This is a genomic window from Nocardia sp. GTS18 (assembly GCF_013839555.1).
In the GTDB taxonomy this organism is placed as follows: domain Bacteria; phylum Actinomycetota; class Actinomycetes; order Mycobacteriales; family Mycobacteriaceae; genus Nocardia; species Nocardia rosealba.
In genome coordinates this window covers 54,032-66,514 of the sequence record NZ_JACBIU010000008.1, presented here as the reverse complement: position 1 = coordinate 66,514, position 12,483 = coordinate 54,032, and the positions used below count along the sequence as shown (strand labels likewise).

The 12,483-nt window shown below is 64.7% G+C and carries 9 protein-coding genes and 1 pseudogene; 4 read left to right on the top strand and 6 right to left on the bottom strand.

What is annotated here, in order from left to right; translation table 11 throughout:
* Positions 1-127: 127 nt before the first annotated feature.
* From HYG95_RS10775 to HYG95_RS10760, 4 genes are all read right to left on the bottom strand, one after another.
* Positions 128-1,162: an LLM class flavin-dependent oxidoreductase gene (locus HYG95_RS10775; protein ID WP_181697854.1), complete on the bottom strand. Its 1,035-nt coding sequence runs from the start codon at positions 1,160-1,162 to the stop codon at positions 128-130.
* Between the two features lie 77 nt (positions 1,163-1,239).
* Entirely contained in the window at positions 1,240-2,094 is an 855-nt protein-coding gene (locus tag HYG95_RS10770) for an NAD(P)H-binding protein (RefSeq protein ID WP_181697853.1), read from the bottom strand.
* 31 nt (positions 2,095-2,125) lie between these two features.
* Complete coding sequence (locus HYG95_RS10765) at positions 2,126-2,767, bottom strand: NAD(P)-dependent oxidoreductase (protein WP_181697852.1); 642 nt, start codon at positions 2,765-2,767, stop codon at positions 2,126-2,128.
* 28 nt (positions 2,768-2,795) lie between these two features.
* Entirely contained in the window at positions 2,796-3,167 is a 372-nt protein-coding gene (locus HYG95_RS10760; RefSeq protein ID WP_181697851.1) for a DoxX family protein, read from the bottom strand.
* Between the two features lie 126 nt (positions 3,168-3,293).
* On the opposite strand from HYG95_RS10760, the gene HYG95_RS10755 reads away from it, so the two are divergent.
* Together HYG95_RS10755 and mobF are read left to right on the top strand one after the other, a co-directional pair.
* Positions 3,294-3,974: a TetR/AcrR family transcriptional regulator gene (locus tag HYG95_RS10755; RefSeq protein ID WP_181697850.1), complete on the top strand. Its 681-nt coding sequence runs from the start codon at positions 3,294-3,296 to the stop codon at positions 3,972-3,974.
* 834 nt (positions 3,975-4,808) lie between these two features.
* Positions 4,809-8,909: a MobF family relaxase gene (gene mobF / locus HYG95_RS10750; RefSeq protein ID WP_181697849.1), complete on the top strand. Its 4,101-nt coding sequence runs from the start codon at positions 4,809-4,811 to the stop codon at positions 8,907-8,909.
* 265 nt (positions 8,910-9,174) lie between these two features.
* Here the strand turns inward: mobF and HYG95_RS10745 are convergent, their stop codons facing one another.
* Entirely contained in the window at positions 9,175-10,101 is a 927-nt protein-coding gene (locus HYG95_RS10745; RefSeq protein WP_181697848.1) for an inositol monophosphatase family protein, read from the bottom strand.
* Between the two features lie 26 nt (positions 10,102-10,127).
* Between HYG95_RS10745 and HYG95_RS25145 the strand changes: the two are divergent.
* Both HYG95_RS25145 and HYG95_RS10735 read left to right on the top strand, forming a co-directional pair.
* A pseudogene (locus tag HYG95_RS25145) lies at positions 10,128-10,284 on the top strand (hypothetical protein); the annotation flags it as partial.
* Between the two features lie 119 nt (positions 10,285-10,403).
* On the top strand, positions 10,404-11,051 hold the full coding sequence (locus tag HYG95_RS10735; RefSeq protein ID WP_181697847.1) for an HAD family hydrolase: 648 nt from the start codon (positions 10,404-10,406) through the stop codon (positions 11,049-11,051).
* On the opposite strand, the gene HYG95_RS10730 is transcribed toward HYG95_RS10735, so the two are convergent.
* Positions 11,048-12,241, bottom strand: coding sequence for a transcriptional regulator (locus HYG95_RS10730; protein ID WP_181697846.1), 1,194 nt, complete (start codon positions 12,239-12,241; stop codon positions 11,048-11,050). The genes HYG95_RS10735 and HYG95_RS10730 overlap by 4 nt on opposite strands.
* Positions 12,242-12,483: the final 242 nt, after the last annotated feature.

Below are 12,483 nucleotides of genomic sequence, written 5' to 3'. Positions count from 1 at the left end.
CCGAAAGCCGCCCGTAGTGGCATCGTCCACATTCTGCGATGACAACCAGCTCCGCGAGGTCTATGCGCTGTAGCGAACTCTGCCCAGATCGACACAAACGCCGCTACCTCGCTGAACGCCAGCTAGGTCAGTCGAGCGCCTTGCGGACGAGGGGCGCGACTTCTGTACCGAGTAGTTCGATGCTTGCCAGCAGGTCGGCTTGGGGCATGCCACCGACGTCCATCTGCAGGATCTGGCGGTCGTGGCCGAGCAGTTCGTGCAGGCCGATGATTCGGTCAGCGATCTCGTCAGGGCTTCCGGCGAAGACCATGCCGCCGGGGTCGAGGTCGCGTTCGCGGCCGGTCGGGGTCATAGGGGGTCGCCCTGCTTCGGCGGCACCGGTGGCGAACATGGCGAGTTCGTGTTCTAGGTAGGTGGTTTTGGCGGCGGCGTTGTCGGGGCCGACGAAACCGTGGACCGCGATAGCGATCCGCCCCTGATCCGCAGGGCGGCCGGTCTGCGCCCAAGCCTGTCGGTAGGCGTGGCCGTAGCGGGCCCAGTGCTCCGGGGTGCCCCCGAGGACGCCGATGAACATCGGCAGGCCGAGCTCGACCGCGCGCATCACCGAGTTCGGGCTGCCTCCGGTGCCGAGCCAGATCGGCAACGGCTGCGCCGGACGCGGATAGACCGTCACATCGGTCAAGGGTTTGCGACGGTGCGGGCCGTCGAAGGTGATGTTCTCGCCGTGGTCGCCCGCGAGCAGCAGGTCGAGTTTGGAGGCGAAGAGCATGTCGTAGTCGGCTTCGTCGAAGTCGAACAGGTCGAAGGTGATCGTGGACGAGCCGCGGCCGGCGACGGCCTCGATACGGCCCGGTGCGATCGCGTCAGCGACGGCGAGCTGTTCGAAAACCCTGATCGGGTCGTCGGTGGAAAGCACCGTGACCGCAGTACCGATCTTGATGCGCTCGGTGGTGGCCGCGGCGGCGGTGACCATCGCGGTCGGCGAGGACAGCGGCATCGAGGCGGTGTGGTGCTCGCCGAAACCGAAGAAGTCCAAACCGACCTCATCGGCGAGCCGAACGGCTTCGAGTGCGTCGCGCACGGCTTGGGAGGTTGGGCCGTAGCCGCCGTCGGTGGTGCGGGGGGTGTTGCCGAAACTGTAGACACCGAGCTCGAAGGGCATCGGATTCTCCTGACTTACTGAGGGTCTCGTGGCTGCCCACCCCGGACAGAGGTGGGCGGCCACGCGGGAAGTGATACTCAGACCAGCGTGTGCAAGGTCTCGGCGAGCGGGGTGGTGGGACGTCCGATCAGCCGCGACAGGTCACCATTGCGGAAACCCATCGCGCCCGCGTCCAGACCGGCATCGACAGCGACGGCCATATCGGCGAACTGCTCGGGCACACCGGCGTCGATCAAGATCGCGCGGTGCTCGTCGGAGGACACATTGCGGTGGGTGACCTCCCGGCCCAGGACCTGCGCCAGCGCGACAGCGAGCTCGTCGTAGGTCCAGGCGGTATCGCCGGACAGCTCGTAGGTGTTGCCCTCATGGCCCTCGGTGGTGGCCACGACCGCGATGGCCTCGGCAAGATCGCGACGCGACGCCGAAGCGACCGCCCCGTTGCCGGTGCTCGACAGCAGCACCCCGGTCTCGCGGACGGTGGGGATGTCTCGGGCGTAGTTCTCGCTGTACCAGCCGTTGCGCAAGATCGTGAACGGTGTCCCGCTCTCGCGCACCGCGTTCTCGGTGGGCAGGTGCATGGCCGCGATCGGCAGCGCGGTGTCGTCGGCCTTGAGGCCGCTGGTGTAGATGATCCGCCCGGCACCGGCTTGCGCGGCGGCAGCGATCACCTCGGCGTGCTGGCGGTCACGGTTGGCCAGGTCGGTGCCCGAGACCAGCACGAACACATCGCCCGGCGTCACCGCGGCGGTAACGGTGGTGGGGTCGTCGTAGTCGATGACCGCGGTGCGGACCCCGCGGGCGGCGAGGTCGGTGATCTTGGCCAGGTCGCGGGCCCCGGCGATCACCTGCGCGGGGTCGGTACCGCGGTCGAGGACGGCTTCGACAGCTGCGCGGCCGAGGTGGCCGGAGGTAGCGGTGATGACGATGGACACAGGGATGTCTCCGTTCAGGATTCGACAGGGATTAGTTGCTGATGGCGGGTGCGCGACGCAGGTAGCGGCTCTCGCCGATCTGGTCGGCGGTGAAGGCGGCGATGTCGGCGCGGGTGATCGCGAAGCCGAGCTTGTCGGTGCCGAAGAACCCCGACCGGACGCGGCCCTTGGGAGCGCCGTCCTTGGGGGCGATGAACCGCACGATCGTCCAATCCAGCCCCGAGGACATGATCTGGTTCGACATGCCGGTGATCTCGTCGTAGGCGCGGGGCATGAACGTGCGCGGCATGAACCCGATCAACCGGGTGACCAGGGTCGGCTTTTCCTGCGGGTCGAGCACCGCAGGGGTGGCGTGGCCGATGTAGCGGCGCACGCCGTGGCGCTTCATCGCGTCCAGGATGTGGCCGGTGCCCTCGATCAGCGGGGTCCCGGTGGCTTTGCGGTCCATGCTCGGGCCCAACGCGCTGATCACGGCATCAGCACCGGCGACGGCGTCATCGATCGCGGCGGCGTCGGACACCTCCCCGATCACGACTTTCACCTGCTCGCCCCAGCGGGCGGGGATCTTGGCGGGGTTGCGGGCGTAGGCGGTCACGGTGTGCCCGGCCGCGAGCAGCCGGTCCACGGTCAGCGAACCGATAGCGCCGGTGGCGCCGAAAACGGTGACGTTCAACGGAGTTCTCCTTCGGGGAATCAGGGGGTCAGAAGGCGTAGGGGCCGAAACGTCCCCAGGCGACGAACACCGCGGCCGCGGCTAGGGCGAGGTTGAACACGATCGCGGCTGGTTCCTTGCGGCGAGCGTGGGTGAGCGCGGCCAGTGCCATGATCACGGCCAGCCCGACCGCGGCGACCGGGGTCAGGATCGGGGCGATCCCGGTCCAGGCGGGCAGGATCAGGCCGAGTGCGCCCAGCAGTTCGGAGACACCGATCAATCGCAGCGTGGGCAGGGAGACGTCTTCGACCCACGGCAGTTTCTCGGCCAGCTTGTCCTGGGGTTGCAGCGATTTCTGCACCCCGGCGAGGGCGAACATCGCGGCCAGGACACCGGCCACGATCCAGAGGGCAACGTTCACGATTACTCCTTGTCATGGTTTGTGCAGGTCAACCCCTCCAGTTAAGTGGTAAGGGGTTTCCATTTCTGTTCGCTGAGTGTAACAACACAAGTGGGCAGCCCATTCCACTTAGGTAGAGTGGTGCACGTGACAACTCCTCCGACCCCTCCCGCGACCGCCGACGAGCCCGCCCTGCGCGCCGATGCCGAACGCAACCGAGAGCGCATCATCGATGCCGCCCGACGCCTGTATGCCCGCGAGGGCCTCGGAGTCTCCATGGCAGCGGTCGCACGCGAGGCCGGGGTCGGCAACGCGACCCTGGCACGCCGCTTCCCCACCCGCGAAGACCTCATCGCCGCGGTGTTCGCCGACCGTATGGACGGCTACGTCGCCGCTGTCGACACCGCACTCGCCGATAGCGACCCATGGGCAGGATTCGCCGGATTCATTCACGCTGTATGCGCCATGCAGGCTGCCGACCGCGGTTTCGCCGACGTGCTCACCATGACCTTCCCCGCAGCCAAACCTCTCGAAGCCCGCCGTACTCAGGCCTACAACGGCGTCCTCGAACTCATCGCCCGCGCCAAGAACAGCGGCCACCTGCGCGCGGATTTCACCGACGAGGACATCGTCATCCTGCTGATGGCTAACGCAGGAGTCATCAACGCCACCGGAGACGCCGCGCCCAACGCGTGGCAACGCCTCGTCGGACACATGCTGCGCTCCTACGCCACCCCCAGCACCGACCCCGGCCCGTTGCCACCCGCGCCGACGCCGCGCGAGCTCTACCGCGCGATGGTCCGACTTACCCGCCCCTCCAAGAACTAGCCGCGCTCCCAGCACCGCGTGACACTTAGTTCACAGACGAACTTGGCCCGCATGCCCAGCGCATTCGCTCCCATGCCCATCCAGCACCGCTTGTCCGTTCCGCTTCGAGTTGGCGAAGCACGCGCTCCTGAGCGGCGGTTCGCCAACGAGGGATCATGGCGTGCCGCGAAGTCGGCCGGATATCGACGCGAGGGCTTGCTGCGCCGATGGCAGAAGATCGACGGTCAACCGCGCGACATGTACATGTACGCGCGCTTTCCGGATGCGCACTGAACGGGTCGACCACGAGCCCAGCATGACCAAGTCCCCATAGGCGGTCGGCTGTCACAGCGTGAGTGTCCGAGACCGCCCGGGAGGTGATGCAGCAACGGGTTCGGGCGTTGACGGTCGCGTCCGACGGCGAGCCCGTCTGCAATCGCCAACACCCCGAAAGCCTTGGTCACCCATAGCCACTCGCCACCCATCGCCGGACTTCGCCACCCATCGCCGGACTTCGCCACCTACTCGCCAACTACATCTGGACTCCGCCGACTAGACCTGGACACACTGCTCCTCAGCACAAGTGCCTCCGCCACTCGTCTCACCCTCCTTTCCACGATCAGACATCTTTCATCTGGGCCCGGACCACCACCCGTCGGAATGAACAAGGGTGCCCGGGGCACCTTGAAATCCCCGTAATAGGCATAGTTTTCGCAGCGAACTCCGCTACCGAGTCACAATTCGGTCACGCTGTGTCCATAGTTGTCCAACGTCGTCCCGCGTTGTCCATCCCGAGCTAATTGCCCCTTGCGGCAAACGAATTCATCGATGCCTCATGGAGGCATGGTCGCGACCATGCACAAAGTCGCCGCAGGCAACGGCTACGAGTACTACCTGCGCAACACCGCCGCCAACGACACCACAGCGCGCGGGCGAGCATCGCTGTCGGAGTACTACAACGAGCACGGCGAAGTCCCCGGAACCTGGTACGGCACCGGACTTTCCGCTCTCGGCATCACCCCCGGCGAGGAAGTGGCCGAAGACCAGATGAGATCTCTGTTCGGTGCAGGGAAGCACCCGAACGCAGACCAGGTCCGCCAACGCGTCGAAACGCACCACCTCAACTCGGGAGTACCGCCCGCTCAGGCCGCCCGATTGGCCGACCAAGCAACCAAACTCGGCAACAGCTACGCGGTTTACACCACCACTTCGGGGTTCCCCGCTGCCACGGCCCAGGCATACCGCGACCACAACACCCGCAACGGCGAGTGCGTCACCGCACACATTCCCGACCCGGCCCGCGCTCAAATCCGTACCGAAGTCGCCACTGAAATGTTCACCAACGAGTACGGGCGTGCCCCGTTGGACGCCCGCGAACTGTCAGGATGGGTCGCGAAAAACTCACGCGCGGACCGCACAGCAGTGGCCGGGTTCGACTTCACGTTCAGCCCCGTCAAGAGTGTGTCGGGGTTGTGGGCGATCGCCACACCCGAGCTGGCACACAAGATCGAGACCGCTCACCGCGCCGCTATCACCGACGCGTTGACCTGGTTGGAAAACAACGCACTGTTCACCCGGCTGGGCCGCAACGGAATTCGACAAGTCGACGTGCAAGGTTCGATCGCCGCGACATTCGACCACCGAGAGTCCCGCGCAGGTGACCCGGATCTGCACACCCATGTTCTGATCGCGAACCGGGTCCGAACACTGGACGGCAAGTGGCGCACCATCTACGGCTCGCTCATCCATGAAGCCGTGGTCACAGTGTCCGAAATCTATGACACCCGCCTCGAACACCACCTCGAAACCGCCCTCGCAGTGCAGTTCGAAACCCGCCCCGACCGCAGCCCAGACCAGGTGCGGGTTCGCGAGATCGTCGGGTTTCCGCTGTCGCTGATCCACCATTGGTCCCAGCGCACAGCCGTGATCAGCGACCGACTCGACACCCTCACCACCGCGTTCCAGACCACGTTCGGGCGCGAACCCGACCCGGGCGAAGTGCACGACCTCGCCCAACGCGCCACACTCGAAACCCGGCCTCGCAAGCATGTTCCGGGTTCCCGTACCGAGCAGCGCACCACTTGGCGTGCCCAAGCCAAAGCACTTCTCGGCACTCCCGAAGCAGTGGACGACATCATCATCCGCGCTACGTCCGCCTCACACACTCACCGTCCGGCACCCGATCACACGTTCATCACCCACCTCGCCGATCAAGCCTTAGCGGCGGTCTCGGACAAACGCTCGACCTGGCGCGAGTTCAACCTTCGGGCCGAAGTCGAGCGCCAAATCCGCGGGAACGTCGCTCCCGCCGACTGGTCGCGCATCACGGATGCTGTGATGACGCAGGCATTGTCACCGTCGTCCACGGTCGCGCGCGGCGATCCGGACGTGGCCGAACAGCCCGATCTGCGCGCGGTCCCGACCTGGTTACGCCGCCACGACGGCACCCCGATGCACACCCGCGCGAACTCTCAGATCTACACCACCGAGTCCACGCTCACCGACGAAGCCGAACTCATCGCGCTCTCGATCGAGCCCGGCGGACACATCCTCGACCCCGGATGGGTCTTCAACGCAGTCAACAACTACAACACCGCCCACCCGGACCAACCGTTGAATCCCGGCCAAATTCGTGTCATCGAGTCGTTCGCGGGCGCCGGAATGCGCGTACATACCGCCAATGCCCCCGCCGGAACCGGCAAGACCACCGCGATGGAAGTCCTTGCCACAGCTTGGGAATCGGGCGGCGGGACGGTGTTGGGCATGGCCCCCACAGCAGCAGCCGCAGCCGTTCTGGGTGCGTCGATCGGTGCGCGCGCCGAAACCGTGGACAAGCTCTTGACCGTCATCGACCGCCACCACCCAGGCGCCGACACCGGTGAGTACCCGCCGGGCTTGCCGCAATGGGTCCTCGACATCAACGAGACCACGTTGGTGATCATCGACGAACACGTCACCTTGCCGACCGCCAAACGCCTGCAACTGCTCCGGTATCTGACCGGACGCGGCGCAACCGTGCGGTGCATCGGCGACGACCGGCAACTCTCGTCCATCGATGCCGGTGGCGTCCATGCCGACATCGCTAGTGCCTCACCACAGGAACAACCAACCTTGACCGAGGTGGTCCGGTTCACCGAACGCGGCGAAGCGCTGGCGTCGAAAGGGATACGCGACGGCGACCCGATCGCACTGGCCTGGTATCTCGACAACGGCCGCATCCACGGCGGACACCTCGGTACCGTCTACGAAGACGTCTACCGAGCGTGGGCCGCCGATGCCGCCAACGGGTCGGACGCGGTGATGCTCGCACCGACGCACGACATCGTGTCCGCATTGAATGTGCGCGCCCGCGCCCACCGAATCGCCCGCAGCGACCCTCCCACGGATATATCCAAGGACCCGCACGTGTTCCTCGCTGACGGGTTGGTGGCCTCAGCCGGTGACACCGTGCGCACCCGCCGCAACGACCGCCGCCTTCGATTGGGCGAACGCGATTGGGTGCGCAACGGCTACACCTGGACCGTCCGAGAGGTTCATCCAGACGACGCGGTGACAGTCGTGCGGCGCGTACACGGCCGCGATACCGACACCGTCGTGCGGTTACCGGGTGAGTACGTGCGCGAACACTTGCACCTCGGATACGCCGCCACCATCGATTCCGCGCAAGGCATCACCACCGATACCTGCCACGTCGCCCTGTCCGGACGCGAATCACGCCAACAGTTCTACGTATCAATAACGCGCGGACGCCACGCCAACCACGCCTATATCGCCACCGCACTCGACGGCGAAGAAGGCGACATCTACACACTTCCCGCCCACCACCCGCGCACCGCGGTCGAACATCTCCACCACATTCTCGACCGCGACGGCGCACGCAAATCAGCTCACACCGAACTCCGTGACGCGCTCGACCCCACACGCCGAATCGGGCGCGCGATCGATATCTACCTCGACACACTCGGTATGACCGCCGAAAACTCCATCGGCACCGCGCGACTCGACGCCATCGACCGGATCGCCGACCAACTCGTACCGGGACTGACCGAGAGCCCCGCCTACTCAGTCCTGCGCCAACACTTGGCCATGCTCGCCCTCACCGGCGCCGACCCGATCACCGAACTACGCACCGCCGTAGACGCCCGCGAACTCGACACCGTCACCGATCCGGCTGCCGTACTCGACTGGCGACTCGACCCCACCGGCCATCATTCCGCAGGACCCGGCCCCTTGGCCTGGACCCCGGGACTCCCCAGCGATCTCGCCACCGACACCGAGACCGCGCCCGTACGCGCGCGGGAACGGATCGTGGCCGAACTCGCCCGACAGATCAGCGACCTCTCTCGCACCTGGACCACCGCTACCTCGCCGAAATGGGCACGGCCCCTGCTCGGCACCGACCCCGAACTCGTCGCCGACCTTGCCATCTGGCGCGCCGGGTTGAACGTTCCCGACTCCGACCACCGACCGACCGGACCCACCCGGCACATCGGGATCGAACGCGCTCACCAACAACAGTTGAACCGCCGAATTCTCGAAATCGACGGCAACACCCGCCTGCCGCAACACCGATGGGCTGCCACCGTCGACCGCATCGACCCCCGTATCAGCAAGGATCCGGCCTGGCCGACCATCGCCACTCACATCGACGCTGCTGCCCAAGCCGGCATCGACATAGAACACCAGCTCGCCGAGGCCAGCCACATGCGGCCGCTACCCGATGAGATGCCTGCCGCCGCGCTCTGGGCACGCCTGGAAATCCCCGCCACTGACATCACAGTTTCGGCCGACAACTCCACGCGCTCCGAGGACCAGCATGCTCGAGCAATCACCGACGCTGTAGGCGCCGCACTCAGCGGCACGCAGTCTACGTACGCCGAGCACGACCACGAGGCCGATGACTTCGACCTGCACGACAATCGACAGCGCGGCCCGGGCTACGACGCCGACTGGTAGCGGAAGGGCATCATTCGATTCTCCGAATCGGCACGGTCACGGGCTGGATAGAAGATCAGCACTTGCATCCTGACCCCAGGTAGCACCGGCGGTAGCGACTGTGGCTGCTGAATCGAACCAGAAGGCGCGGCGCTGGTGCGCCGATCCTGATCGCGATCGGTCACAGCAGATGCTGTACGCACCGGCGATGCGGCGGGCCGTCGTACCCGGATCGGGGTACGCATGCGGAAGGAGCACCGTGAAAATTCTTGCGGGCCAACCGCTTCTACTGCCGGATAACCTCACGAATCTGGTCGGCCAGCGCACGGTTGCCAGCGGCGATGAACTTCCGGCGCGCGCTCATCGCCTTGTTGATTTCAGACAGACTGTTCAGGCCGCAGTCCATAGAGATCGGGTTACCTTCAAGGTCGATCACCACTCCTCCTGCGGCATTCAAGATGTAGTGGCCGGGCGAAAGATCCCAAATGGCAAAGCCTTTGGCGAATTCGACGGTTGCATCAGTGAACCCGGCAGCAACGTGACACAGGCTGACAGAGCCGAAGTCGACCCCGATGCGCCCTCTCTTCTTACCATCCTCGGAGGGTGCGCTGAGTGCATCCAAAAAGCGTTGCTGCCCGGCCAAGGGCAGAAATCGCTCTTTAGGGCGCATCGAGTAGTTCGTCACGAGAGCTTGGGAGAGCCGGGCATTCGACGGCTTGTTCAGTGCGTGGCGGTCCCCGCTCGCGGTGACCATGAAAGCGCGATCAGAGCCATTCTCGTCACGGAGGCCGATATAGAGTTGCACGTGATGGAAGATGTCGCCGACAACTGCGATAATCGGCCGTTTCAGAGACCGGGAGTAGACCATGATATGGGTGTAGCCGTGCAGCGATCGAACGGCCAGTTCGCTTGTGTCCAGTGGATCGACCAGGATGCACAGGTCTGGTTCCGGGTCGGTTCCAATGATCAGTGGGTCGGCCTCTTCTGATGCGTATATGAAGGAGGGGATCAGCTCAGCTAGGAGTTCTTTGTAGCGGCCGTGCATCCACAAGTCGTAGTCGGACAAGAAGTTGTCTTCATGTCGGACGTTCTCCGTTTCTGAACGGCGCCCGCTCAACCCTGCCTGCACGAGACGGGGCCGAATCTCGTCCATCATCGTCGACACCATGCTGGTGATCTGCTGCGCCAGCTGACTTGTCTTCAGGTCACTCATGCAAATTTCACCTTTCTCGGAATTCCGGACGCATCCTGGCCGTCTACGCCGGAGTATTCGTCGCCAGATCACTGCTGTGGGGTTGGCCTTGGATGGGTTCCGCCCCGACCGGTGGAGTGTGACGGCGTGGCTACCTGACTGGCCGGAGTCGTGATCGACATGCACGCGTCGCGCCCCGCCTGACCTACCTCTCCGTTGAAGTGGGGAGTGCAACTGAGGAACGACCCGACAGTCGTGTGCGCCCTAGACTGACCCAGCAAGATCGGCACCACGCCATCGGGCTGCTGGAGTAGGAGTTTGTGGTGATCCAGGCTGTTGTTTTCGATGTCGGCGAGACTCTCGTGGACGAGACCCGGGAGTACGGCACCTGGGCCGACTGGTTGGGCGTACCACGCCATACCTTCGTCTCCGTCTTCGGTGCAGTGATCGCCCAGGGCCTGGACTACCGAGAAACGTTCCAGGTGTTCAAGCCAGGGTTCGATCTCGACCAACAGCGCCAAGCTCGCGCCGATGCAGGCAAGCCCGAGTGGTTCGGTGAAGACGACCTCTACCCCGATGTTCGTCCAGCTCTGTCGGCCCTGCGGGAGATGGGTGTCTGGGTAGGCATCGTCGGGAACCAGACCGTCCGCGCGGGCGGCCTGCTGCGTGGGCTCGATCTGCCGACCGACTTCATCGCGACCTCCGACGACTGGGGAGTGGCAAAGCCCGATGTTGCGTTCTTCGACAAGGTTGTCGAGGTCGCGGGCTACCCGGCAGAACAGATCATCTACGTAGGTGACCGCATCGACAACGACATCACCCCGGCCACGAAGGTCGGGATGCGAACCGCCTACATCCAGCGCGGGCCTTGGGGATGGATTCACAAAGACCGGCAGGACGTGAAGGAGCTGTCGGACTGGCGAATCCAAAGCCTGTCCGAACTCCCTGACATTGTGAAGGCTGAGCGCTAGTCGGAGAGCGAGTTGACGGTTGTGTGCCAGTCATACAACCGCTCATCCAGTGCCCGCACCTCTGGGAGCGAGTCCCACTTGCGCAGGTCCTGCCGAACCACCTTGATTCGGTCCAAAGTCGTTGCGTACCAGTGCTCGCCGATCCCATCCAACGCTTCTTCGATGAAGCCACACGCTTGCTCCGGAAGCTTCTCCAATACACACGCAGCCGCAGCATCAGCAAGGTAGACCGACCGCTGTTTCACCGATTCCGCCGGAAGGTCGTCGAGGACTTGTCGCAAGGTCGCTAGAGCTTCACGACCGTCCCCCGCGGAAATCAAAGTGTTGGCCTTGAAGCCCGCCAGGCGGGTCGGGGAGAACCAATCCAACCACTGCGGCGACGGTTGCTGCTGCGGATCGTGCAGGGCGTATGACTGTTCGGCGTGCCGGATGAGGCTCAGAGCCTGTCGCGTATTGCCGAACCGGGTCTCGACCTCAGCCTCGACAGCATCGAGCCAAGCCGTCAGTTCATGGTTTCCGTTGCCCCGCCGCGCGAATGCCCGAGCCGCGCGAAGGCGCTCTCTCGCTTCTTCTGCCCGCTTCGCATCACCGGAGAATGCAGGGATGAAGGCCATATGCGCGAGGACAGCGCAGCCAAGTAGGGCGTCGCCTGCTTCGTGTGCCGCTTGCAGCGCGAGGACGAAGCTTGTCTGGGCATCGTCGGGCTGCTGAAGGTCGAAGAACTCCAGACGGCCTGCCAGCAGCGCCGATTCAGAGACCGCCTTGGCGAGCGGGACAGCGGCCCGCACCTCGATCTGCGGGATGAGATCGGACCCCATCCGAGCGTGATGGGAGACGGATCGGTGCAGTTGTTTGGCCGGCAGTGACCAGTACATTCCGCGATGAGCAACCGTGATCGCCATAAAGTTCTTCGCGACCGTCGCAGGCAGTTCCGCGCCACTCATGACGCGCCGATACCGAGCCGGTTGCTGAATACTGTTGGTGCCCAACACTTCTCTAGACGCACCACCTTCCGAGTTGTTCGGCCAGGGCGGGGTGAATCCGAGTTCGGCAATGGGCCGTTTGAACAGCGCTTCCAGGGCTGCGGCATGTTCTGGATGCGGCCAGGGCGGATCAGTCGACTCCCAGCGCCGCACGGTGCGGGCGGCTACTTCGATGCGGAGTCCGATCGCGCGCGCGGCGTCGGTCAAGGCATCAGCCAAAGCCGCTTGGGATCGGTACCCCAACGCCTGTCGGGCTGCGCGAAGAGCCGCATTCCCAGTGTTTGCCATGCGAGCGAGAGTAGTCCGCTATCGGGACATTTGACGAGAGGGTCTTCGCATATGGCCGCTCTATGTCCTCCTATTTGGCCTTCTTTCGACCTTGACACTGAGTCAATGTGGTTTGGCAGCGCTACTCGGCTTGCGGTAGCCACCCGCCTCGTCACGAAACG